The organism is Acidovorax sp. 22279 (assembly GCF_052045435.1).
Taxonomy (GTDB): Bacteria; Pseudomonadota; Gammaproteobacteria; order Burkholderiales; family Burkholderiaceae_C; genus Acidovorax; species Acidovorax delafieldii.
Map to the genome: position 1 here is coordinate 93,338 of NZ_JBQEOV010000010.1, position 22,040 is coordinate 115,377.

General features: G+C 65.2%; 19 protein-coding genes and 1 riboswitch. Of the genes, 7 read left to right on the forward strand and 12 right to left on the reverse strand.

The genetic code is table 11. The features are described 5' to 3' along the window. Nucleotides 1–17 precede the first annotated feature (17 nt). The gene (locus ACTJKQ_RS14600) at nucleotides 18–293 is read left to right on the forward strand and encodes a hypothetical protein (protein ID WP_440597271.1); all 276 of its coding nucleotides are present in this window, start codon (nucleotides 18–20) and stop codon (nucleotides 291–293) included. Next, a complete protein-coding gene (locus tag ACTJKQ_RS14605) occupies nucleotides 290–778 on the forward strand; it encodes a GNAT family N-acetyltransferase (RefSeq protein ID WP_440597272.1) in 489 nt (162 codons plus the stop codon). The genes ACTJKQ_RS14600 and ACTJKQ_RS14605 overlap by 4 nt, the downstream gene beginning before the upstream one ends. Before the next feature lie 144 nt (nucleotides 779–922). Here the strand turns inward: ACTJKQ_RS14605 and ACTJKQ_RS14610 are convergent, their stop codons facing one another. From ACTJKQ_RS14610 to ACTJKQ_RS14625, 4 genes are read right to left on the reverse strand one after another with little or no spacing between them, the layout of a single operon-like run. Then, complete coding sequence (locus ACTJKQ_RS14610; RefSeq protein ID WP_440597273.1) at nucleotides 923–1,543, reverse strand: hypothetical protein; 621 nt, start codon at nucleotides 1,541–1,543, stop codon at nucleotides 923–925. A gap of 20 nt (nucleotides 1,544–1,563) precedes the next feature. Further along, nucleotides 1,564–2,031: a GNAT family N-acetyltransferase gene (locus ACTJKQ_RS14615; RefSeq protein WP_056067153.1), complete on the reverse strand. Its 468-nt coding sequence runs from the start codon at nucleotides 2,029–2,031 to the stop codon at nucleotides 1,564–1,566. A 19-nt stretch (nucleotides 2,032–2,050) separates the two neighbouring features. Beyond that, entirely contained in the window at nucleotides 2,051–3,466 is a 1,416-nt protein-coding gene (locus tag ACTJKQ_RS14620) for an FAD-binding oxidoreductase (RefSeq protein WP_440597274.1), read from the reverse strand. Nucleotides 3,467–3,523: 57 nt separating this feature from the next. Further along, nucleotides 3,524–3,964: a DUF2069 domain-containing protein gene (locus ACTJKQ_RS14625; RefSeq protein ID WP_116749480.1), complete on the reverse strand. Its 441-nt coding sequence runs from the start codon at nucleotides 3,962–3,964 to the stop codon at nucleotides 3,524–3,526. Between the two features lie 21 nt (nucleotides 3,965–3,985). Between ACTJKQ_RS14625 and ACTJKQ_RS14630 the strand changes: the two genes are divergently transcribed. Then, nucleotides 3,986–5,236 (forward strand): YihY family inner membrane protein, encoded by a 1,251-nt coding sequence (locus tag ACTJKQ_RS14630; protein ID WP_056067158.1) that lies wholly within the window; start codon nucleotides 3,986–3,988, stop codon nucleotides 5,234–5,236. A 104-nt stretch (nucleotides 5,237–5,340) separates the two neighbouring features. Here the strand turns inward: ACTJKQ_RS14630 and ACTJKQ_RS14635 are convergent, their stop codons facing one another. The 3 genes from ACTJKQ_RS14635 to ACTJKQ_RS14645 all read right to left on the reverse strand — a co-directional run bounded on the left by ACTJKQ_RS14635 (nucleotide 5,341) and on the right by ACTJKQ_RS14645 (nucleotide 7,981). Next, nucleotides 5,341–5,688 carry an Mpo1-like protein gene (locus tag ACTJKQ_RS14635; protein ID WP_440597275.1) on the reverse strand — a complete coding sequence of 116 codons (348 nt, stop codon included), beginning with the start codon at nucleotides 5,686–5,688 and terminating at the stop codon, nucleotides 5,341–5,343. Between the two features lie 161 nt (nucleotides 5,689–5,849). Further along, nucleotides 5,850–6,668 (reverse strand): alpha/beta fold hydrolase, encoded by an 819-nt coding sequence (locus ACTJKQ_RS14640; RefSeq protein WP_440597332.1) that lies wholly within the window; start codon nucleotides 6,666–6,668, stop codon nucleotides 5,850–5,852. A 2-nt stretch (nucleotides 6,669–6,670) separates the two neighbouring features. After that, on the reverse strand, nucleotides 6,671–7,981 hold the full coding sequence (locus ACTJKQ_RS14645) for an O-acetylhomoserine aminocarboxypropyltransferase (RefSeq protein ID WP_056743725.1): 1,311 nt from the start codon (nucleotides 7,979–7,981) through the stop codon (nucleotides 6,671–6,673). Between the two features lie 158 nt (nucleotides 7,982–8,139). Here ACTJKQ_RS14645 and ACTJKQ_RS14650 point away from each other — a divergent pair, with 158 nt between their 5' ends. Next, nucleotides 8,140–8,589, forward strand: coding sequence for a CBS domain-containing protein (locus tag ACTJKQ_RS14650; protein WP_440597276.1), 450 nt, complete (start codon nucleotides 8,140–8,142; stop codon nucleotides 8,587–8,589). 63 nt (nucleotides 8,590–8,652) lie between these two features. Here the strand turns inward: ACTJKQ_RS14650 and ACTJKQ_RS14655 are convergent, their stop codons facing one another. After that, a complete protein-coding gene (locus ACTJKQ_RS14655; RefSeq protein WP_440597277.1) occupies nucleotides 8,653–10,890 on the reverse strand; it encodes a sensor domain-containing protein in 2,238 nt (745 codons plus the stop codon). A gap of 204 nt (nucleotides 10,891–11,094) precedes the next feature. Here ACTJKQ_RS14655 and aroC point away from each other — a divergent pair, with 204 nt between their 5' ends. Both aroC and ACTJKQ_RS14665 read left to right on the forward strand, forming a co-directional pair. Beyond that, complete coding sequence (gene aroC, locus ACTJKQ_RS14660; RefSeq protein WP_440597278.1) at nucleotides 11,095–12,192, forward strand: chorismate synthase; 1,098 nt, start codon at nucleotides 11,095–11,097, stop codon at nucleotides 12,190–12,192. Nucleotides 12,193–12,228: 36 nt separating this feature from the next. Beyond that, on the forward strand, nucleotides 12,229–14,034 hold the full coding sequence (locus tag ACTJKQ_RS14665) for a bifunctional metallophosphatase/5'-nucleotidase (RefSeq protein ID WP_440597279.1): 1,806 nt from the start codon (nucleotides 12,229–12,231) through the stop codon (nucleotides 14,032–14,034). A 48-nt stretch (nucleotides 14,035–14,082) separates the two neighbouring features. Here ACTJKQ_RS14665 and ACTJKQ_RS14670 read toward each other — a convergent pair whose 3' ends face one another. The 4 genes from ACTJKQ_RS14670 to ACTJKQ_RS14685 form a co-directional block, all read right to left on the reverse strand. Continuing rightward, a complete protein-coding gene (locus ACTJKQ_RS14670; RefSeq protein WP_436078500.1) occupies nucleotides 14,083–14,985 on the reverse strand; it encodes a DMT family transporter in 903 nt (300 codons plus the stop codon). A gap of 270 nt (nucleotides 14,986–15,255) precedes the next feature. Next, nucleotides 15,256–15,705 (reverse strand): transcriptional regulator NrdR, encoded by a 450-nt coding sequence (gene nrdR / locus ACTJKQ_RS14675; RefSeq protein ID WP_015013541.1) that lies wholly within the window; start codon nucleotides 15,703–15,705, stop codon nucleotides 15,256–15,258. 24 nt (nucleotides 15,706–15,729) lie between these two features. Further along, nucleotides 15,730–16,974: a serine hydroxymethyltransferase gene (gene glyA / locus ACTJKQ_RS14680; protein ID WP_440597280.1), complete on the reverse strand. Its 1,245-nt coding sequence runs from the start codon at nucleotides 16,972–16,974 to the stop codon at nucleotides 15,730–15,732. A 35-nt stretch (nucleotides 16,975–17,009) separates the two neighbouring features. Continuing rightward, a riboswitch (ZMP/ZTP riboswitch) is annotated at nucleotides 17,010–17,163 on the reverse strand. A gap of 84 nt (nucleotides 17,164–17,247) precedes the next feature. Beyond that, nucleotides 17,248–18,093 carry a transglycosylase SLT domain-containing protein gene (locus tag ACTJKQ_RS14685; protein WP_395455346.1) on the reverse strand — a complete coding sequence of 282 codons (846 nt, stop codon included), beginning with the start codon at nucleotides 18,091–18,093 and terminating at the stop codon, nucleotides 17,248–17,250. A 951-nt stretch (nucleotides 18,094–19,044) separates the two neighbouring features. Between ACTJKQ_RS14685 and ACTJKQ_RS14690 the strand changes: the two genes are divergently transcribed. Continuing rightward, nucleotides 19,045–21,825: a DUF349 domain-containing protein gene (locus ACTJKQ_RS14690; protein ID WP_440597281.1), complete on the forward strand. Its 2,781-nt coding sequence runs from the start codon at nucleotides 19,045–19,047 to the stop codon at nucleotides 21,823–21,825. The last annotated feature ends 215 nt before the right edge of the window (nucleotides 21,826–22,040 follow it).

Sequence of the window (22,040 nt, forward strand, 5' to 3'; positions counted from 1 at the left end):
ATTCGCTGGGGATGCCAATGACTGATCTTGTGGTTGCGGTGCTGTGGTCAGCCGTCGATGCGCTGCTGATATTCACTGGCGCATTGGTGGTGCGTGTGCTCAGCCTGGGTCGCTGGCGCACAGAGCATGTGCGCCACAAGGAAGCCCGCATGTTTGCTCCCGCCGGAGCGTTGTCGTTTCGGCGCGAGGGTCAACGCGTGGTGACTGCGAGCGGCCTGTACATCGCCGGATCTTTGTTCTACGTATTGCTGGCGGTGTTGCTGATGGGCTTGTCGCGGCCCGCATCGGCATGAGGCCCGACAACGCAGCCTCCGAAGCCCTCCGCATCACCCCTGTGGGCCCCGATGCCGCAGAAGCCGCCTGCACGGTCATCCGCCAATCCATCACCCACTGCTGCGCACTTGACCACGGCCATGACCCCACCATCCTGATGGCCTGGCTGGCCAACAAGACGCCCGAGAACCTGACTGCGTGGATCTCCGCGCCGGGCGCTGCAGCATGGGGGGCATACCGAGGCGACACGATGGTGGGCTTTGCGCTGCTGGCGCGGCCCACGCTGGCGCTTTGCTATGTGGTGCCAGAGGCCTTGCACCAAGGGGTGGGGCGGGGCCTGCTGCAGCACGTCGAGGCCCATGCACGCGAGGTGGGGCTCGCAGCTTTGGGGTTGGAGAGCACGCGCACTGCAGAGGCCTTTTATCGCCGCCATGGCTATGCGCCGCATGGAGCAGTGCAAACCTGGGCGGGGCTACAGGCACAGCCAATGCGCAAGGTGTTGTGACTTCACCTTTTCTGCCGTGGCGTCGCCCTTCGTGTCACGGACGGGAGGGCGAATGTTCTAGTAAAAATGGCCTCTGGCGCCCAATTTATATGCGCTGAAAGCTCTTCTTTTTATAGCGATGGGTGCTCTCACCTCTGTCGCAGTTCACACGTCGGTACGCACCCGGTGGCCCTGGTTGTCGCTCATTTCCAGAATCCACCACTGTGCCCCCGTGTTCTTGTCGATGAAGCGCATGTGCGAAGCGATGTTGGCCAGCGTGGGGCTGTCGAGGTGGAGCAGGCGCTGCACATAGTCCACCAGGTCGTCAGCCACGTGGGTGAATTCAAAACCGTCGTGGTCGAACTCGAACACCTGGCCGGCGCACTCGCCATCGGTCGCCATCAGGATGTAGTTGCCCGAATGGGGTGTCTCGCCAATCACTTGGCAGTGCTCGATCCAGTCGGGCAGGATCTCTTCGCGTTCTTCGTCGCTCAGGTGTTCTGTCCAGCCCTCAAACGCCTCTTGCAGCGTGGGCCATTCAGCGGGTGGGGCGATGTAGCGGGCGGCGTCGCCCGAGTCGGCATCGTGGTACAGCAGCACGCCGCCGAACGTGGCGTAGAAAGCGGCGAGCTGGCCCACACCGGGCAGGGGGGCATCCAGCGCAGCGGGGGGCTGGATGTGGTGCTGAAAATTCACCGTTTTGGTCTCTTGCGGCTTGTTGATGCGCTCACAGGAGAACGTGCCTTTGTGTTCGGCGATGGCGCAGTGCAGATCAGGCAGTGTCATGGGCGGACATTGTGTGGCTGTCAAAGTTCTTGTGCGTACACGATGAAACCATGGTGCTTGGCCAGCTTGTCATATAGCTGGCGCCCGGCGGCATTGGTCTCGTGGGTTTGCCAGTACACGCGGGAAGATCGGGCGGCGCGCGCTGCGCCGTACACCGCTTCGATCAGCGCCCGTCCCACGCCCCGGCCGCGCGCGGCTTCGCGGGTGAACAGGTCGCTGAGGTAGCACACGGGCTCGATGCGCGTCATGCTGCGGTGAAACAGATAGTGCGTGAGGCCCAGGAGTTCGCCGGTGGCATCGTCCTGCGCCACCAGGCAGAACATGGGCTCTGCCGCGTCATGAAACCGCTGCCAGGTGGCTTGCGTGATGTGCTCAGGCAGCGCGGTGGCGCCAAAGCGGCCGTAGAACGCGTTGTAGCCGTCCCAGAGCGGTCGCCAGGCGGCGTAGTCTTCGGGTTGAACCGGGCGCACAGTCACGGCAGCGGTCATGGGTCAGCTTTCTGTGGGTTTACTGCAGCACGCGCTTCGGGTTCATGATGCCCTGCGGGTCCAGCGCCTGCTTGATGGCGCGCATCATGCCAAGCGCCACGGGCGACTGGTACTTGGCGAGCTTGTCGGCCTTGAGTTCGCCAATGCCATGCTCGGCCGAGAATGAGCCGCCGAACTCGGCCACGGCCTCATAGACGAGGTGGTTCACATGGGCTTCGTGCTCGCGCAGAAAGGCCTTGGGGTCGCCCTCGGCGGGCGCCTGCACGTTGTAGTGCAGGTTGCCGTCGCCCAGGTGGCCGAAGTTGACCAGGCGCACGCCGGGGATCTCGCGCTGCAGCACCGCGTCGGTGTGGGCCACAAAGGCGGGGATGCGCGAGATCTGCACCGAGATGTCGTGCTTGATGTTCAGGCCCTCTTCGGCCTGGGCGAGCGGAATGCTCTCGCGGATGTGCCACAGCTGGTGGGCCTGCGTGAGATTCTCTGCCACCACGGCGTCGGTCACGCAGCCCATTTCAAACGCGGTCTCCAGCAGCGACTCAAACCGTGCACGCGCGTGTTCTTCGGATTCGCTGTCGGAGTTTTCCAGCAGCACGCACCAGGGTGCGTTGTCGTCGCCCAGAAACGGCACGCGCAGCTGCGGCATGTGTTTGCCCACCAGGCTCAGCGCAAACTGGCCCATCACCTCGAAGCCCGTGAGGCCCGCACCCAGCTGCTTGTGCGCCAAGCCCAGCAAGGCCACGGCGTGTTCCATCGACGGCACGGCGGCCCAGGCCGTGAGGTTGGCGGCGGGCTGGGGGTAGAGCTTCATCGTCGCAGCGGTGATGATGCCCAGCGTGCCTTCGCTGCCGATGAACAGGTCGCGCAGGTCGTAGCCCGTGTTGTCCTTGCGCAGGCCCTTGAGGCCATCCCACACCTCGCCCTGGGCGGTGACCACTTCGAGGCCCAGGCACAGGTCGCGCGCATTGCCATAGCGCACCACCTGCGTGCCGCCTGCGTTGGTGCCCAGGTTGCCGCCGATGGTGCAGCTGCCCTCGGCCGCGAGGCTCAGGGGGAACAGCACGCCCGCGTTCTGCGCCACATCCTGCAGGTTCTGCAGGATGCAGCCGGCTTCCACCGTCATGGTCAGGTTGTCGGTGTCCACGCTGCGCACCGTGTTCATGCGCGTGAGGCTCAGCACGATCTGCGTGCCCGAGTCGTCGGGCGTGGAGCCCACGGCCAGGCCGGTGTTGCCGCCCTGGGGCACGATGGCGGTGCCCGCCGCTGCGCAGGCCTTGACCACAGCGGCCACCTCTTGCGTGTTGGCGGGGCGCACCACGGCCAGGGCCTTGCCGCGCACGCGGCGGCGCCAGTCCTGTTCCCAGGCGGTGAGATCGCCTTCGTTGAGCACATGGGCGGGGCCGACGATGGTGCGCAGGGTGTCGAGCAAGGTGGTCATGGGTGAAGCGACGGGTTCAGTGGGTTGATCGGGTAGCGGAGGGCTGCGACATGGGCATCAGGGGGCGGGTGGCGCTGCGCTGGCTTCCGCCGCAGCGGCGGCTGCCTTGGCGTTGCGCTGGCGCACGCGCACATGCAGCGTGCAGGCGGTGAACAGCACGAGGCACAAGGCCACTTCGCCCCAGGCCAGCCATTGCGATGGGGGCTTGTCGCCCCAGCCGCGCACCACGCCTTCGGTGAAGTACAGCCAGATCACCAGGCTGACCCAGCGGTAGGTGTACATGCGGTTTTTCAGGATGCCTGCCAGCGGGATGCACAGCGGCAGGGCCTTGATCGCCAGCCAGGTGCCGCCTGGGCGCAAGGGGGCCAGCACCAGTTCCCAGGCCAGGCACAGAACAATCAGGGCGAGCAGGCTGCCGGTGGCTACCCAGCGTGTGGCGGCAACGCCGTTGTCGGACGGTGTGAGAGGGGAGGCAGGGGCGGTGGGAGAGTCGGTCATTGGGGTGGCATCATATCGGCCATGCCTTTTTCCATACAGACAGTAGCGTCGCGCACCGAGGCGTTGATCAATGAGCTGTCGCACTTCCCATGGAAGACCACGGCCCAGACGCTGCGTGAGCGCTTTCGTGAGGACCACCTGGGCCTCACGGCCAGCAGCCTCACCTTCACCACCATCCTGGCGCTGGTGCCGTTTTTTACGGTGGCGCTGGCGGTGTTCACCGCATTTCCCATCTTCGGCAAGCTGCAGGACGCGCTGCAGGGCTGGCTGGTCAGCAGCCTGGTGCCCGACAGCATCTCGCGGCAGGTGTTGGGCTACCTCACGCAGTTTGCGGCCAAGGCCAGCAGCCTGGGGGTGGCGGGGTTCAGCATCCTGCTGGCCACGGCGCTGGCACTGATCCTGACCATCGACCGTACGCTCAACGACATCTGGCGCGTGCAGCGCCTGCGGCCGCTGGGACAGCGTGTGCTGATCTACTGGGCGGCCATCACGCTCGGCCCGTTGCTGATGGGCGCGAGCTTGGCCCTCACTTCGTATGTGATGTCGGCCTCCGGCGGGCTGGTCAAGCGCCTGCCGGATGGCGTGCAGTTGCTGTTCGATTCGATCCAGTTTGTGGTGCTGGCGGGCGGCATGGCGTCGCTGTACCACTATGTGCCCAACACGCCGGTGAAATGGCGGCACGCCTGGACGGGCGGCTTTTTTGTCGCGGTGTGCATCGAGCTGGCCAAGAAGGTGCTGGCGGTGTACCTGGGCAAGGTGCCCACCTACTCGGTGGTGTACGGCGCGTTTGCCACGCTGCCCATCTTGCTGGTCTGGATCTATGTGGCCTGGGTCATCGTGCTGCTGGGTGCTGTGGTGACCGCGTACCTGCCCAGCCTGCTGGCGGGGGTGGCGCGGCGCGGCACGGTGGCGGGCTGGACGTTTCAGCTGGCGGTGGAGGTGCTGCAGGCGCTGCACCGTGCGCGCCAGCAGCCCATCAAGGGCCTGCGCCCCAGCCAGCTGGCCCAGTTGCTGCGGGTCGATGGATTGCAGCTGGAGCCCGTGCTGGAAGCCCTGACCGCGCTGGACTGGGTCGGACAGGTGGCCGATGCTGCGGTGAGTGCGGCCGACGTGCCCGAGTCCCGCTATGTGCTGCTGGCCGACCCGGAAAGTACCTTGCTTGCGCCCCTGGTGCAGCGCTTGCTGCTGCAGCGCGTGGACAGCCTCGGGCCGCTGTGGGTCAACGCCAGGCTCGAAAGCTTGCACATGGCGGATGTGCTGCAGGCGCGTTGACCGGGGTGAATGACTGCCTTCAAATAGCGGCTCATTGCTATACAAATAATAGCTAAAAAGGCATGTTGCACTAGCGCTTCCAGCCTCTGGGGCTCCAAGTCATCTCACAGGGGTACTTTACCCGTCCAGATGTCCTTGTACATGACCCAGTCGCCCATGAAGCTGTACAGCGGGCGCTTGAAGCTGGCGGGCTTGTTCTTTTCAAAGCCGAAGTGCCCCACCCAGGCAAAGCCGTAGCCGCAGAGCAGGCCGTACAGCAGGTACTGGGGCTTGCCCGTGGCCACCAGCATGGCCAGGCAGACCAGCGTGAGCGTGGAGCCCACAAAATGCAGGCGGCGGCATGTGCGGTTGCTGTGTTCGCTCAGGTAGAACGGGTAGAAGCCCGCGAAGCGCTTGAAGGCCCGAGGGTCCGTGCTGGGCGCTGGTTGCGGGGTGGCAGTCTGGGTGGTCATGGCGTTGTCTCCGGGCGGCGTTGGGGCTCTGCCCGCGTTATACGCCGTGACCCTGGTGCGCACCAGCGGGGCAGTGCGGGTGTGCTGTCGCCAACGGGTCTGCCACCCTGAACCGGCTATTGAAACCCCGGCGGGCTGCCTGCGCGCCGGGGTTTGGGGGCTCACCGGGCCAGGAAGTCGCGGATGGCGGCCAGTGTTTCTTCCGGCGCCTCGGTCATCTGGTTGTGGCCCACGGGCAGGTGGGTGATCTGCACCTGCTTGCCCGCCGCCTGGGCAGCCTTGACGAGACCCTGTGCCGCCTTGGGCGCCGTCATCTGGTCCTGGCTGCCCAGCGCAAACAGCACGGGGCAGGTCAGTTGCGCCATGGCCGCTTCGCCACCGGCATAGCTGTCACAGGCCACAAATCCCCGGTGGAACACGTTGACTGCCGTGTTGCTACGCAGCACCTTGCGCCCCAGCGCCATGCCTGCACCAAACACCCAGGTGCCCGGGCCCAGGGCCGACGGGGGCGCAGACAGGGTGCTGCGCGAGAAAACGTTGACCATGCGCATCGCCTTCTCCGGGTCGGTCTGCGAGGCCTCGATGAGTGCGGGCGACACCTTCATCGGGAAGGCGGTGCCCACCAGCACCAGGTGACTGATGCGGTCTTTCAGGCGCGCGGCCGCCTCCATGGCAATGAGTGAACCCCAGCTGTGGCCCACCAGCGCCGCGCGCTGCACGCCCGCGGCATCGAGCAGCGCGCCGATGAAGTCCGCGCCTTGCTCCACCGTGGCGGGGGCATCGCCGCCACTGCGGCAGTGGCCGGGCAGGTCGATGGCCAGAACGTTCCAGCCGTGGTTGGCCATGTAGCGGCTTTGCAGGGCCCACACGCTGTGGTCGTTGAGCACGCCATGGATGAACACCACGGTCGGTTTGGCGGCATCAAATGCCTTGCCGCCGGTGTAGCAGTAGATGGCGGCGCCGTTGACTTGGATGTGCATGGTCATGCCCCCGCCTTTTCTGCGGCTTTGAGCGCGCGTTTCAGGTCGTCAATGAGGTCGTCGGCATCTTCGAGTCCGATGGACAGGCGGATCGTGCCCTGGCTGATGCCTGCGCCCGCCAGCGCTTCGTCGCTCATGCGGAAATGCGTGGTGCTGGCCGGGTGGATCACCAGGCTGCGGCAGTCGCCCACGTTGGCCAGGTGGCTGAAGACCTTGAGGGTTTCGATGAATTTCTTGCCCTGCTCGCGGTTGCCCTTGAGGTCAAAGCTGAACACCGAGCCCGCACCGCGTGGCAGCAGCTTTTGCGCCAAGGCATGGCTGGGGTGAGACTCCAGCAACGGGTGGCCCACGCGCGACACAAACGGCTGCGCGGCCAAAAATTCGACCACCTTCTCGGTGTTGCGCATGTGCTGTGCCATGCGCAGCGGCAGGGTCTCGATGCCTTGCAGGATGAGCCAGGCGGTGTGCGGGCTCATGCAGGCGCCAAAGTCGCGCAGGCCCTCGCGCCGCGCGCGCAGCAGAAAGGCGCCCACGGTGCTCTCTTCGGTGAACACCATGTTGTGAAAGCCGTCGTAGGGCTGCGTCAGCTCGGCAAATTTGCCGGCCGACTTTGGACCGTCCCAGTCAAAGCTGCCGCCGTCCACCACGATGCCGCCCACGACGGTGCCGTGGCCCGAGAGGAATTTGGTGGCCGAGTGGTAGACCAGGTCGGCGCCATGCTCGAAGGGCTTGATGAGCCAGGGCGAGGTGAGGGTGGAGTCCACCAGCAGCGGCACGCCGGCCTCGTGCGCGATGGAGGATACGGTGGGGATGTCCAGCACGTCGAGGCCAGGGTTGCCCACAGTCTCGCCAAAAAACAGCTTGGTGTTGGGGCGCACAGCGGCGCGCCAGCCGTCGATGTCGCCGGGTTTGACGAAGGTGGTCTCGATTCCGAAACGCGACAGCGTGTAGTGCAGCAGGTTCTGCGAACCGCCATACAGCGCCGTGCTGGCGACGATGTGGCTGCCTGCGCCCATCAGCGTGGCAATCGCCAGGTGCAGTGCAGCCTGGCCGCTGGCGGTGGCGATCGCGCCCACGCCGCCTTCCAGGGCGGCCACGCGCTGCTCCAGTACCGCATTGGTGGGGTTGCTGATGCGGCTGTACACATGGCCGCCGCGCTCCAGGTTGAAGAGGGACGCGGCGTGGTCGCTCGACTCGAAGACGAACGAGGTGGTCAGGTGGATGGGCACGGCGCGCGCGCCGGTGGCGGGGTCGGGGCTGGCGCCTGCGTGCAGCGCCAGCGTGTCAAAGCCGGGGTCGGAGTAACCGGGCATCTGTGTGTCTCCCATGTTGTCAATGCAGGCGGGCATTGTGGGCTATATTTGCTGACAAACAGCCTGCAGCACCTGGGCAACCCCAGCGGATGTGCTGGTGTGTGCGGGCCCACACATACTCTTTCCGATTCTTCCCGATCCCCCGGAGACTCCGCACCATGAAAGTCAGCGACATCCTTCGCGTCAAAGGCAACACCCTCTACACCGCATCGCCGGACGAGCCGCTGGCGGGTGCCGTGAGCCTGATGGCAGAGCGCGACATTGGCTCGCTGGTGGTGATGGAGCATGGCGACCTGGTGGGCATGCTCACCTTCCGCGAAGTGATCCAGGCGCTGGTCAAGAACGGCGGCAGCGTGGGTACGATGCTGGTGCGCACGGCCATGGACGATGCACCCCTGACCTGCACCCTCGAAACCGACATGGACGAAGTGCGCCGCATGATGCTGGACCGCCACGCACGCTACATGCCCGTGATGGACCGCCGCATGCTGATGGGCGTGATCAGCTTCTATGACGTGGCCAAGGCCGTGGTGGACAGCCAGAACTTCGAGAACAAAATGCTCAAGGCCTACATCCGCGACTGGCCGGAAGAAGAACCCCGTAGCTGAGGTTGTGGGCGGGGCGCGAGGCCCGCGCCCCAGCGTGACGGCACAGATGTGCCTCTAGCCAGGTCAGCGATAGGGGCGAGGCGCCTGGGCGCACAGCCAGGCCTCGATCTCATCGGGTGGTAGCGGCTTGCCGAACAGGTAGCCCTGCATGACCGGGCAGCCGTGGGCCTGCAGCCACTGCTGCTGGCCGGTGGTCTCCACCCCCTCAGCCACCACCACCATGCCCAGGCTGTGCGCAATGCTCAGCACCGACACCGTGAGGGCGCGCGCCGTGGCGCTGGTGGTGAGGTCCTGCACAAAAGCCATGTCGAGCTTGAGCTCGCTGATGGGCAGGCGGTGCAGGTAGCTCAGGCTGGAATAGCCGGTGCCGAAGTCATCCAGCGACAGCTTGAAACCCTGGTGGTGCAGGGCCTCGATGTTCTGCAGCGTGACGGGCCGCGCATCCATCATCACACTCTCTGTGATCTCCAGCAGCACATCGCTGGCGCGCAGGCCATGGCGCTGCAGTGCATCGCTGATCTCCTGCGCAAACTCCGGCCGGTGGAAGCTGCGGCCCGACAGGTTGATGGCCACGCAGGGCACGTCGTGGCCTGCAGCACGCCAGGCCGCCAGCTGGCGGCAGGCTTCGTCCAGCAGCCACAGGGTCAGTTCATGGATCAGCCCGGCGTCCTCGGCCACGGGGATGAACTGCGACGGCGGCACCATGCCCCACTGCGGGTGGTTCCAGCGCGCCAGAGCCTCCACACCGTGCAAGGTGCCGGGGGAACTGCTGAGAACCTGCGGCTGGTAGTGCAGCGTGAGGCTGCGGTCGGACAGCGCCTGCTGCAGCGCGCGCTCCAGCGAGGCGCGCTCCTGGGCACGGCGGTTCATCTCGGCGCTGAACAGCTGCAGGCTGTGGCGATGGTCGCTTTTGGCCTGGTGCATGGCCTGGTCGGCATGGCGCAGCAGGGTGTCGATGGTGTCTCCATCGTTCGGAAACATCGCAATGCCGATGCTCGCGTGGGGCACATGGGTCTGCCCGAAGATGTCCAGCGGCTGGGCAATGTCGTGCAGCACGCGCTGGGCGCTTTGCACGGCCTGTTCGGTGGTGCATTCGGAGAGCAACAGCACAAATTCATCGCCCGACAGGCGCGCGATCAGGTCACGCGCACGCAGGCCTTGGGTCAGGCGCTGGGCCACCTCGCTCAGCAGCGCATCGCCTGCGGCGTGCCCCTGGGTGTCGTTGACCTGCTTGAACCGGTCCAGATCGAGGAACAGCAGCGCGCCGGTATGGCGCCCTCGCTGCAGGTCGGCCAGCGCCCGCTCTCCGCTGCTGCGAAAGAGGGCCCGGTTGGGCAGCCCGGTCAGCACATCAAAAAACGCGAGCTGGTGGATACGCTCGTGCGTGCTGTTGCGTTCGATGGCCAGCGCACACAGGTGCAGGCATACATCGACAAGGCGCTGATGCAGCGCGTCGGGTGCGCGCGGTTCGCGGAAGTAAAACGCAAAGGTGCCAATCGGCTGGCCCCGGTGGTCGCGAATGGGGCTGGACCAGCAGGCGCGCATGCCGCTCGGGGCAAACAATTCCTGGTAGTCAGCCCAGAGGGGGTCTGTGGCCATGTCGGTGACCACCACGGGCGCGTTGCGGAAGGCGGCGGTGCCACACGACCCTACCTTGGGGCCAATCGCCAGTCCGTCCAGCGCGCGGCTGATGGTGGCTGGCAGGCTGGGCGCTGCCAGCGGGTGCAACCGGCCTTGTGCATCTACCGCCAGGATGGAGGCGGTGACCTCGGGCGCGATGCGTTCGACCTCGCGGCAGACCAGGGCCATCAGCTCGGGAAGGGGTAACTCGTTGACCATGCCCTCCAGCACATGCGTCTGCAGGACCTCGTGCATCTTGGTGAGCGTGATGTCGGTCAGGATCGAAATGCTGCCCCCCGGTCCGCCGGAGCTTTCGTCGGACGCATTGATCACCAGGGACACCCAGCGGGGCTGCCCCGCCTTGCTGTAAAGCAGGGTGTCCGTACGAAAACTGCCTTTGGCCAGCACATTGCCCCGGATGCTTTCGAGCAGGTCCGGATCAGAGTGGGGGCCCAGCAAGACCTCGCTCAGGTGCCGGCCCAGCACTTCGGCGGGCTGGTAACCAAACAACCGCGTGAACCCTTCGTTGATATAGACGACACACTTGGAGCTGTTGGTCATTACCACAGCGTTGTCGCTGGCGTCCAGTGCGCGGCGAAGGGGAGCATCTGCCAGGGCGGCAGTCAGAAGGGTGCGGGAAGGTGATGTCGGACCCGGAGAGGGTGGCGCGAGGGCGGGCATGGAGATCCCAAAAATCGATGTTTACATGCTAACAAGCGTCCAGAACCCTGCCAAGCAGGATATGTCATGCCTGTGCAAAGGCGCCACGTATCGGGCGTTTGGTACCTCGGGTGTGAGGTGACGTAGGAGCTGTTGGGGAGTACACCACAGCAAACCGGTGTGGCCGTGCGTCGGGCACCCGGGGCTCTGGGATAATCCCGCCCCATGAGCGGCAACACCATCGGTACCCTATTCGCAGTCACCAACTTTGGTGAATCCCACGGCCCGGCCATTGGCTGCGTGATCGACGGCTGCCCGCCCGGCATGCCGCTCACCGAGGCTGACATCCAGGCCGACCTGGACCGGCGCCGCCCTGGCACCAGCCGCCACGTCACGCAGCGCAACGAGCCCGACGCGGTGGAGATCCTCTCTGGCGTGTACGAGGGCAAGACCACCGGCACCCCCATCGCCCTGCTGATCCGCAACACCGACCAGCGCAGTAAGGACTACAGCAACATCGCCGAGAGCTTTCGCCCCGGCCATGCCGACTACACCTACTGGCACAAGTACGGCATCCGCGACCCGCGCGGTGGCGGCCGCTCGTCGGCCCGCCTGACGGCGCCCACGGTGGCCGCAGGCGCCGTGGCCAAGAAGTGGCTGGCACAGCAGTATGGCGCCCAGTTCCGCGCCTGCATGACGCAGCTGGGCGAGCTGCCCATCCCTTTCGAGAGCTGGGATCACGTACGCGCCAACCCCTTCTTTGCCCCCGTGGCCGACGTGCAGCAGTATGAGGACTACATGGACGCCCTGCGCAAGGCCGGTGACTCGTGCGGCGCCCGCATCCGTGTGCAGGCCACGGGCGTGCCGGTGGGCCTGGGCGAGCCGCTGTATGACAAGCTCGACGCCGACATCGCCCACGCCATGATGGGCCTCAATGCTGTCAAGGGCGTGGAAATCGGCGCTGGGTTTGCCAGCGTGGCCCATCGGGGCACCATGCACGGTGATTCGATGACGCCCCAGGGCTTTCGCACCAACAACGCCGGTGGTGTGCTGGGCGGCATCAGCACCGGGCAGGACCTGGAAGTGAGCATTGCGATCAAGCCCACCAGTTCCATCATCAGCCCGCGTGAATCGATCGATGTGCATGGCAACAGCACCGAGGTCATCACCAAGGGCCGCCACGACCCCTGCGTGGGCATTCGCGCCGCGCCGATTGCTGAGGCGCTGCTGGCGCTGGTGGTGATGGAGCACGCGCTGCGCCACCGTGCCCAGTGCGGCGATGTGGTGCCGCCTGTGCCGCCGATCCAGGCCTCGTTTCTGTAACACCAAATCCCACCGTCCCTGGGGCGGTGCCTCCGTATGAGCAACCGCTTGTTCCGGGCCTTTTACCGCAGGGCGCTGGCCGCCTTGGCGGTGCCGCTGTGGCTGGCTGGCTGTAGCGGCATTGCGTCCACCGCCCCTGCGGTGGGTAGCGCGCTGGCCCACATCGACATCACCCTCATCGGCTTCAACGACCTGCACGGCAACCTGGAGCCGCCCCACATGGCGCATCGGGTGCAGGGGCCCACAGGCCCGGTGCTGGCACCTGCCGGGGGCATGGCGTATTTCGCCAGCGCCATGGCAGCCCTCAAGGCCCAGTCGCCGCACCATGCGGTGGTGTCGGCGGGTGACATGGTGGGTGCCTCGCCGCTGGTGTCGTCGCTGTTCCTGGACGAGCCCACCATTGAAGCCGTCAACCGCATGCAGATCGACTTCAACGCGGTCGGCAACCACGAGTTCGATCGGGGCTGGCGCGAGCTGCTGCGGCTGCAGAACGGTGGCTGCGAGAAATTCACCTCGCGCGAGCCTTGCCGCATCAGCAAGCCTTTTGAGGGCGCCCAATTTGGCCTGCTGGCGGCCAACACGGTGCGTGAAGACGGGCGCACCCTGCTGCCCGCCACAGGGCTCAAGCGGTTTACCGAAGGCGGTGTCACCGTCACCATGGGGTTTATCGGCCTCACGCTGCAGGCCACACCGACCATGGTCAGCCCGTCCGGGGTCGCTGGGCTGCGTTTTGAGGACGAGGCGGCCACGGCCAACGCGCTGATCCCTCAGCTCAAGGCCCAAGGCGCCGATGTGATTGTGGTGGCCATCCATGAAGGCGGGGGCACCACGGCGGGCGTGCAGGAGACCAGCTGCGCAGGTCTGTCGGGCGACATCGTGCCCATCCTGGAGCGCCTGGACCCGGCCGTGGATGTGGTGGTCTCGGGCCACACGCACCAGGCCTATGTGTGCGACTACAGCCGCGTGAACCCGGCCAAGCCGTTTTTGCTGACCAGCGCAGGCCAGTACGGCACGCTGCTCACCGACATCCAGCTGCGCGTGGATACGCAGACCCGCCGTGTGGTGAGCAAGACGGCGCGCAATGTGGTGGTGCAGGGCGAGGCCTTCACGGGCGCCCAGGGGCCGGTGCCGCTGACCACGGCCGTGCCGACGTTCCCTGCGGATCCCGGCGTGCAAAAGATCATCGACACCTACCGCGCTGCCGCCATTCCGCTGGCCCGGCGTCCAGTGGGGCAGGCCCAAGGGGCCATGCGCCGCCAGCCCAACGCGGCGCTGGAGAGCGTGCTGGGCAATCTGGTGGCGGACGCCCAGCTGCTGGCTACACGAGCGCCTGCGGATGGTGGTGCGCAGCTGTCCTTCATGAACCCGGGCGGCCTGCGCGCTGACCTGGTGCCGGATGAGCAAGGGCTGGTGCGTTACGGCCAGCTGTATGCGGTGCAGCCTTTTGGCAACCAGCTGGTGATCAAGACCTTCACGGGTGCGCAGATCCGCGCGGTGCTGGAGCAGCAGTTCGCCAGCGGGGGCAACACGGTGCAGCGGCCCCGGGTGTTGTCGGTGTCCGGCGGGTTCAGTTACCGCTACGACCTGAGCCAGCCCGCCGGGGCGCGCATCAGCCACATGGTGCTGAATGGTGCGCCGGTGACAGACATGCAGTCCGTGCGTGTGGTGATGAGCAGCTTTCTGGACAGCGGTGGTGACAACTTCACGGTGCTGACGCAAGGCCAGGACCGGCGCGTGGGTGAGCTGGACCTGGATGCGCTGGAGGCGTACTTCCGGCTGCAGAGCCCGGTGGCACCACCCGCTACCCACCGCATCACCCGCGTTGCGCCTGCCGCGCGCTGAGGAGCACCAAAGGCGTTGGGTGCACGCTGCCTTGGGGGAGTCCGCCGCTTAGTCGTCTGTGCGGCGCAGCGCACCCAGCCATTGCAGCGGGTTGAAGCCGGTGACCAGCCCGGTCGCCACCAGCACCAGCGCGCCGCCCCAGAGCATGCCCGGCCCCAGTGCCTCGCCCAGAAAGATATGGCCCCAGGCCACGCCGAACAGCGGGATCATGAAGGCGGAACTCATGGCGGCCACGGGCGAGACATGTTTGAGGACCCGCAGGTTGAGCCAGTAGGCGAGCCCCGAGGTCACGATGCCCATCACGGCCACGGCAGCCAGCGCCTCGGGAGTGAAACGTGCGGTGGGCAATGTCCAGGCCGCCCCGGGCAGCAGCAGCACCAGGGCAGCGGCGTGGATGCCGGCCGCGATCGACAGCGGTGACATGCGGGTGGTCGCCCGCTTCATCCAGGTGAGAGACAGGCCGTAGCACGCCGCAGCGGTCACGCACGCGCCTGCCGCAAGCAGTACCGCCGAGGTGGGCGCCACAGGCCCCAGCTTCACGATCAGCGCGACTCCTGCAAAGCCGCAGAGGCAGCCCGCCCATTTGCGCGTGCTCAGCGTGTCTTCCTTCATCCAGGCGGCGGCGATCACGCCAAACGGCACGGCCATGGTGTTGAGCAGAGAGCTGTAGCCCGCAGGCAGGTGCAGGGCCGCCCAGGCGTACAGCAGAAAAGGCACTGCCACCGTCAGCACACCCAGCCCCAGCAGCTCCCGCCAGTGGCGCCAGGGCCAGGGCTCACCCACCCAGCGCATGATGCCGATCAGCGTGAGAGTGGCCAGCCCAATGCGCAGCGCGGCCATCACATTCGGACCCAGTACCGGGCTGGCGATGCGGATGAACAAAAAGGAAGCGCCCCACAGGGCAGACAGCAGCACCAGCTGCAGGAAATGGCGGGTTTTCACCGCGCGCATTGTCAGGCACCTGCGCAGTGCTTGCCGGAGTGTGGGATGGCAGTTTTGATGCAAAAACTGCTTGAAGCGCCAGTCCATCATACTGCGATAGCTATCAAATTAGTAGCAATTGCACAGTAGCTTGCGCGACATGCGCAGGGGCCATGGCAGAACTTGGGAGTGCGCAATGTATGCCAACGGTGCCGCGCTCTGCATTGGCCAGACGAGGTAGCAGGGGCGGGGGCTGCAAAGGGGCGGTCATCCGCGTGACGGCCACCCTGGGGGGCGTGGCTACTTGCGCACCTCATCCACCATGGCGCGAAAGTCGTCGATGTCTTCAAAGCTGCGGTACACGCTGGCAAAGCGGATGTAAGCCACCTTGTCGAGCTTCTTGAGCTCGCGCATCACCAGCTCGCCAATGCGGCTGGAGATCACTTCGCGCTGGCCCAGGTTGAGCAGCTTTTCTTCGATGCGCTCGATGGCGCTGTCGATCTGGTCGGTGCTGACCGGGCGCTTGCGCAACGCCAGGTTGAAAGAGCCCAGCAGCTTGCTGCGGTCGTATTCAATGCGCCGGCCGTCTTTTTTGACGATGGCCGGGAAGTTCACTTCCGGCCGCTCGTAGGTGGTGAAGCGCTTGTCGCACGCGCCGCACTGGCGGCGGCGGCGGATGAAGACCCCATCCTCAGACACCCGCGTTTCAACAACTTGCGTTTCGAGGTGGCTGCAGAAGGGGCACTTCATGGGCGCTGAGGACCGGCTTGTTGCTTAACGGTAGACCGGGAAACGAGCGGTCAGGGCGTTGACCTTGGCACGCACGGCAGCGATGTTGGCTTCGTCGTGGGGGTTGTCCAGCACATCGGCAATCAGGTTGGCCGTGATGCGGGCTTCTTCTTCCTTGAAGCCACGCGTGGTCATGGCGGGGGTGCCAATGCGCACGCCGCTGGTCACCATCGGCTTTTCAGGGTCGTTGGGGATCGCGTTCTTGTTGATGGTCATGTGGGCGGCGCCCAGCACGGCCTCGGCTTCCTTGCCGGTAATGCCCTTGGCGCGCAGGTCCACCAGCATCACGTGGCTTTGCGTGCCGCCGGACACGATGCGCAGGCCGCGTGCGGTCAGCGTCTCAGCCACGACCTTGGCGTTCTTGGCCACTTGCTCCTGGTAGGCCTTGAACTCGGGCTGCAGCGCTTCCTTGAAGGCTACGGCCTTGGCAGCAATCACGTGCATCAGCGGGCCGCCTTGCAGGCCGGGGAAGATGGCGCTGTTGATGGCCTTCTCGTGCTGTGCCTTCATCAGGATGATGCCGCCACGGGGGCCGCGCAGGCTCTTGTGCGTAGTGGATGTGACCACGTCGGCGTGCGGCACGGGGTTGGGGTACACACCGGCGGCAATCAGGCCGGCATAGTGGGCCATGTCGACCATGAAGATCGCGCCCACGTCCTTGGCCACCTTGGCAAAAAGTGCGAAGTCAATGTGTAGGCTGTAGGCCGAGGCACCGGCGATGATCAGCTTGGGCTTGGTCTCGTGCGCCTTTTTCTCCATCGCTTCGTAGTCGATGGCTTCGTTGGCATCCAGGCCATAGGACACCACGTTGAACCACTTGCCAGACATGTTCAGCGGCATGCCGTGCGTCAGGTGGCCGCCTTCGGCCAGGCTCATGCCCATGATGGTGTCGCCGGGCTTCAAGAAGGCCAGGAACACGGCCTCGTTAGCCGATGCGCCGCAGTGGGGCTGCACGTTGGCGGCTTCTGCGCCGAACAGCTGCTTGACCCGGTCGATGGCCAGTTGCTCGGCCACGTCCACATGCTCGCAGCCACCGTAGTAGCGCTTGCCTGGGTAACCTTCTGCGTATTTGTTGGTCAGCTGGGTGCCCTGGGCCCACATCACGGCGGGGGAAGCGTAGTTCTCGCTGGCGATCAGCTCGATGTGGTGCTCTTGGCGAGCGTTTTCGGCCTGGATGGCGGCAAACAGCTCGGGGTCGGTTTGTTCGACAAGAATTTTGCGGTCGTACATGATTGGCAGTCCTATGAACTTGTGTCCCTTGAAACAAGGGCTGCCCAGGCGAACGGCTGAACGCATGGGGCAGGGCCCCTGCGGCACGCTTCCCAGTGGTTCACAAGAAGTAGGTTCTTGCTGGTTTCCACGTCAGCGGCAACATCCAGTGGCTGGATGCCGCGCCTATCGCCAGTCGCGTACCCCGTTAGTGTAGCCGACACGGCGCCAGTGCTGCACCGTCCGAACCGCTGGGCGCCAGGGTTGTTGCCTGGGCGCCTGGAGCCTGCAGGGTTACAGGCCAGGTGTCAGCAAAGCCACCTTGTCGCTGGCTGCTGCAGGGGCTGTGGTGCGGGGTACCGCTGCGGGGATGCTCTGCACGGGAGCCTGGGTAGACAAGGAGGGTGGAGGATTGAAAGGCACGGCGCGACCGCTGGCCACCTGGCGCAGGCGTAAATGTTCCGCCATCACCTTGGCGGCATAGCCTCCGTCGTCGGCCATGTTGCCTGCACCCACATAAAAGCGCAGGCCGCCTTCGAGCGAGCCAGCCCGAGCGATGCATTCCTGCAGCACCTTCACACCGACCCGCAGGTTGCTCACCGGGTCAAAGGCTGCAAAGTGACCGCCAAAGTTCTGGTACTTGTCAGTGTGCACGCGGGTCATCACCTGCATGAGCCCTTGTGCGCCCACGGCGCTTTCGGCAAATGGGTTGAAGCTCGACTCAATGGCCATGATGGCCAGGATCAGGGTGGGGTCGATCTTGGCGCGGGTGCCAATCTCGTAGGCCTCGGCCACCAGAGCGCTCAGGGGCTCAGGCGCCACGCGGTACTTTTTGCTGAGCCAGAAGGCCACGGCTGCCTGCTCTTTGGGCAGGTCCTTGGGGTTTACCGCCGTAGCGCGCTCGCTGGCTTCCGGTTCGATGGGCATACCCAGCATTTCAACCTGGCGGGCTTGCAGCCAGTTCATCAGTTGCTCTTCACCAGCCTGGCGCAGATCGGGCCGTGCAGTGAGGGCAATGACGACAAAGGCAACGGCCAAGCCGATGAGGGCGAAGCTGTTGTGGGTGATTTCAAGAAAACCTTCGGTCACGTCGGCCGCGAAGGTTCGCACGCCGGAGACTATTTTTCCTGACGCTGTCATAGCTCTTCCTTTCTGAGGCGGGCCAGTGGAGCGGAGCAGTCGCAGTGGACTGTGCTTTGCTGGCAGATCGCCTGGATTGGTACGCCATCAAGTCCGGGCTGCACGTCTGTGGAGTGCTTGGCGCCCTGGATTGACTTAGCCGGGTTCGGCAGCGATTGGGGTTTGTACTAGCCCTGTTTTTGGGGCTGGCGGATTCTAGAAGCTCACTAAATGCATAGTCAATACTAACAAAACTATTTTTAAGATATAAAAATTATGAAAAACATGTGAAAAATCACAGCTTTTGTGGGGTGAGGGGTTGTTCAGCGCTGTGGGTGGGCCGGTGGTGGCTGACATCACCATGTCAAATTCAATCGGGCTTTTCTCCGCCATTGAGAATCCGATTTGAGTTGGCCGAGTGAGTTTGATAAGGTGGAGGCGCCTGTAGATTTCAGGCATCGCCAGACGAAGCGAAGTCTCCCTCCGAGGGCATTCAGTGCCAAGGTGCAGCAGATGCCGCTTCCATGGCAACCCCTGGAGGCAATACCTTGCCTCCTCGCCATGCGGACCTTTCTCTCCGCATCGCGACCGATGGCAAAGACCGTTGTGTCAGCCGTCAAGCCCGGCGGGCAGGCCCTTCAGGCACTGCTCGTCGGGCTTTCTTACTGGTGCTTCGCCTTGTGGGTGGGCGGCGCTGTCTTATATATAGATAATGGGGGCTGTTCCCTAGAGCGGCGACCCTTCGCCCGGAGTGTCGCGCGGCGTTCTCGCAGAGGTCCTTCAGCGGGGCGGCCTGTCTCGCAGAGCCTTGTGCCAGATCACCTGGCTGGTGTGGATGATGCTCCCCGCCACGGCTTGTTGGCCCAATCCGGTGAAAATAGCCCTTTTGTTGTCCTGGCGTGCGCATGGTGCGGTCGCTCGGGCACGGCCCCAGGCTCTGCGCCAGGGATGCCTTCGTAATCCATTGGATCCATGTTTCCATTTTTTTCCCGCAGCAAAATGTCCGACGCACCTGAAGTGAATCCGGCCCCGGCCAAAACCCACGAGCCGCACCCGCTCGATGCGCTGACCGGCGGCGCTTTTTCTGCCGCTACGTCGGGTGAGCGCGCTTCCCGCATCCGTGACTGGCTGGCCACGCAGCCAGCGCCTGAGCAGCTGCAGGAGGTGTTCAAGGAGTTGAGCGGACGTGACAAGGGCGCAGCCCGCGCCGTGCGCGAACGGCTGGACGAAATCCGCCGTGCCAAGGGGCAAGAGGCTATTGCGGCCGAATGGGCGGACAAGGCCCAGGCGCTGCTGGCGGCCCCCAAGCTCAATATTGCAGATGCCCTGGCCTGGCAGCGGGATGCCGCCAAGGCGGGTGCGCCTCTGTCGCGCGAGCCGCTGTCGCTGCTCAAGGTGCAGCTGGCGGACCGTGTGAAGGTCATTGAAGACCTGCAGCACCGCGTGCAGGTGCAGCGCGAGGCCGCTGTGCTGCTGGCGCAGCGCATTGAAGTGCTCTCCACCAAACCCTGGCGTGATGCCCATGCTGCGCTGGAGCTGCTGCGCGCCGATGTCGCGCGCTGGCAGGAGCAGGCCCAGGAGCTCACGGGCGATGCGAGCTGGGCGAGCGTCGAAGCGCGGTTCCCTCCTTTGCTGGATGCCTCTCGCACCCAGTTGCTGGTGGTGTGGGAGGCTTTTCAGCCCGCAGTCGCCCAGGCGGCTGCAGCGGCAGAAGATGTCTCCGCGCCCCTGCCTCCCGTGCCGGTGTGGGCGGACGAATTGCGCACTGCCCGTGGCCTGCCCACGGAGGCCGCCGCCGCTGCGGCTGCTTCAGCAGCGGCCAGCAAGCCAGCCCGCGTCGCCAAACCTAAGGTGGCGCCAGAGGTGATCGAAAAGGCGCACCAACTGGTGCGCGATGCGCTGGCGACGCTCGAAAAAGAAACCGCTGAAGGCCATGGCAAGGCCAGCGCTGGCGCAGCGGCTGCGCTGCGCGCCGTGCTCAAGGTGCATGGCAAACACATTGACAATGCCCTGGAGCAGCAGGTGCACACGGCGCTGGTGGCTGCCGGTGAGCTGGAAGGCTGGCAACGCTGGAGTGCCGACCAGGTGCGTGAAGACCTGGTGGCCAAGGCCGAAGCGCTGCTCAACCGCCCCGAGGGTCAGGCCCTGGGTGGCCGCAAGATGCAGGAGACCCTGCGCAATCTGCGAGACCAGTGGAAGCAGGCAGACCAGGGTGGTGCGCCTAACCACGCCCTGTGGAAGAAATTTGATGAAGCCTGCAACGCGGCGCACAAGGTGGTCGAGGCCTGGCTGGACAAGATCCGCACTGAAGCGGCCGAGCACAAGGCTCAGCGCCTGGCGCTGATCGAGGAGGTCAAGGCCTGGGCGCAAGAACACGCTGCGTCGGGCGACTGGAAGGCCATCAACCGCTCGCTGTATCAGTTCGGCGACCGCTGGCGCGAAGGCGGGCATGTGGGCGAGAAGATTTTTGCAGAGCTGCAGCCCCTGTGGAAACAGGCCATTGCCCTGGCCGCTGCCCCCCTGGAGGCTGCACAGAAGGAAAGTCTGGCGCGTCGCCACGCGATGATCGACGAGGCCACAGCCTTGGGCGCGGCACCCGCTTTGCGCATCGATGCCGTCAAGGCGTTGCAACAGCGCTGGCAGGCTGAGGCACAGACCGTGCCGCTGGATCGCAAGCACGAGCAAAAGCTGTGGGACGCATTCCGCAAGCCCATTGATGAAGCGTTCAACCGCAAGTCTGCGGATCGTGATCGTGCTGTCACCGAGTTGAGTGCGCGGGACCGCGTCGTTCTGGACGCCTCCAAGGCCCTGGAAGCTGCCAACGCCACGGGTGATGCGCAGCAGATCCGTGCCGCGATGCAGGCGCTGGAGGCTGCATTGCGCGGCCAGGCCCAGGCGGCTGAAGCGGTCGCCACGGCCAACAAGGATGCCCAGTCGCATGCTGAAGCGCAGGCGAATGCTGCTCCGGCTGCTCCAGCTGTTACTGAAATTGCAGCAGAGGCCTCTGCCGAGGCTGCGGAAGGTGGTGACACCGCTGCGGCCGCGCCCGCGCCGACACCTGCAGCCCCCAAGCCTGTCGCAAGACCTGTCGTGGCGGTGCGTGGGGATGATCGCCCTGGCATGAAGAAAGACGCTCCGGTGGCCCCCGGCCGTGGTGCGCGACCCGGAGACCGCCGCGATGGTCGTCCGGGCGACCGTGACGGTGCCCGCGGCCCACGCAGTGATGGCCGCATGGGCGATCGCGCTGACCGAGGAGGTCGTTTTGGTGATCGTCCAGCCTTCGAGGACCGTGGCCCTCGCTTGGGGGACACAGCATTCCGTGCTCAGCGCGAGGCGATGGAGCACGCACAGCTGGCCCTGAAGAAGCTGGCCGCACAGGCCCACGGCGAAGCCTTGACCCAGCTGTTGACCGCATGGGAAAAGCGCGATGCTGCGCTGGTCCCCGGCACGCAAGATTTGGGTTCGGGTGTGACGGCGTCGGTGCGCAGTGCCTGGACACAGGCATTGTCGGCTGCGCCCAAGGGCGATGCGGCAGAAGCGCTGCTGCGCCTTGAAATGGCGGCCGAGGCCCCAACGCCTGCCGAGCACATTGCTGCGCGGCGGATGTTGCAACTGCAGTTGCTGACGCGCCGCAACGACCCTGCGCCCACCCAGACCTGGGGCCAGGATGTGGCGCGCGTGCTGGCGAGCAATAGCGATGCGGCGAACGCACGCCGTTTGCAGAACGTGCTCAAGACGCTGCTGCGCAAGTAGTTGAAGGGCTGGGGCGCGCGCCGCGGCGCGTGTACCCTCAGGGCAGCAGACAGAACGAAAAACGAGACCGCTGGCGGTCTCGTTTTTTTCTTTGCTTTGATGGTTTGAAAACAAAAAAGCCGTTGCGGATGCAACGGCTTTTTATATGTTTGGTGCCCAGGAGAGGACTCGAACCTCCACGATGTTACTCGCTAGTACCTGAAACTAGTGCGTCT

Excerpts from the sequence above, each read along its gene's own strand:
- ACTJKQ_RS14600 (WP_440597271.1), top strand. The coding sequence starts at position 18 with ATGACTGATCTTGTGGTTGCGGTGCTGTGGTCAGCCGTCGATGCGCTG.
- ACTJKQ_RS14605 (WP_440597272.1), top strand. The coding sequence starts at position 290 with ATGAGGCCCGACAACGCAGCCTCCGAAGCCCTCCGCATCACCCCTGTG.
- ACTJKQ_RS14610 (WP_440597273.1), bottom strand. The coding sequence starts at position 1,543 with ATGACACTGCCTGATCTGCACTGCGCCATCGCCGAACACAAAGGCACG.
- ACTJKQ_RS14615 (WP_056067153.1), bottom strand. The coding sequence starts at position 2,031 with ATGACCGCTGCCGTGACTGTGCGCCCGGTTCAACCCGAAGACTACGCC.
- ACTJKQ_RS14620 (WP_440597274.1), bottom strand. The coding sequence starts at position 3,466 with ATGACCACCTTGCTCGACACCCTGCGCACCATCGTCGGCCCCGCCCAT.
- ACTJKQ_RS14625 (WP_116749480.1), bottom strand. The coding sequence starts at position 3,964 with ATGACCGACTCTCCCACCGCCCCTGCCTCCCCTCTCACACCGTCCGAC.
- ACTJKQ_RS14630 (WP_056067158.1), top strand. The coding sequence starts at position 3,986 with ATGCCTTTTTCCATACAGACAGTAGCGTCGCGCACCGAGGCGTTGATC.
- ACTJKQ_RS14635 (WP_440597275.1), bottom strand. The coding sequence starts at position 5,688 with ATGACCACCCAGACTGCCACCCCGCAACCAGCGCCCAGCACGGACCCT.
- ACTJKQ_RS14640 (WP_440597332.1), bottom strand. The coding sequence starts at position 6,668 with ATGCACATCCAAGTCAACGGCGCCGCCATCTACTGCTACACCGGCGGC.
- ACTJKQ_RS14645 (WP_056743725.1), bottom strand. The coding sequence starts at position 7,981 with ATGCCCGGTTACTCCGACCCCGGCTTTGACACGCTGGCGCTGCACGCA.
- ACTJKQ_RS14650 (WP_440597276.1), top strand. The coding sequence starts at position 8,140 with ATGAAAGTCAGCGACATCCTTCGCGTCAAAGGCAACACCCTCTACACC.
- ACTJKQ_RS14655 (WP_440597277.1), bottom strand. The coding sequence starts at position 10,890 with ATGCCCGCCCTCGCGCCACCCTCTCCGGGTCCGACATCACCTTCCCGC.
- aroC (WP_440597278.1), top strand. The coding sequence starts at position 11,095 with ATGAGCGGCAACACCATCGGTACCCTATTCGCAGTCACCAACTTTGGT.
- ACTJKQ_RS14665 (WP_440597279.1), top strand. The coding sequence starts at position 12,229 with ATGAGCAACCGCTTGTTCCGGGCCTTTTACCGCAGGGCGCTGGCCGCC.
- ACTJKQ_RS14670 (WP_436078500.1), bottom strand. The coding sequence starts at position 14,985 with ATGCGCGCGGTGAAAACCCGCCATTTCCTGCAGCTGGTGCTGCTGTCT.
- nrdR (WP_015013541.1), bottom strand. The coding sequence starts at position 15,705 with ATGAAGTGCCCCTTCTGCAGCCACCTCGAAACGCAAGTTGTTGAAACG.
- glyA (WP_440597280.1), bottom strand. The coding sequence starts at position 16,974 with ATGTACGACCGCAAAATTCTTGTCGAACAAACCGACCCCGAGCTGTTT.
- ACTJKQ_RS14685 (WP_395455346.1), bottom strand. The coding sequence starts at position 18,093 with ATGACAGCGTCAGGAAAAATAGTCTCCGGCGTGCGAACCTTCGCGGCC.
- ACTJKQ_RS14690 (WP_440597281.1), top strand. The coding sequence starts at position 19,045 with ATGTTTCCATTTTTTTCCCGCAGCAAAATGTCCGACGCACCTGAAGTG.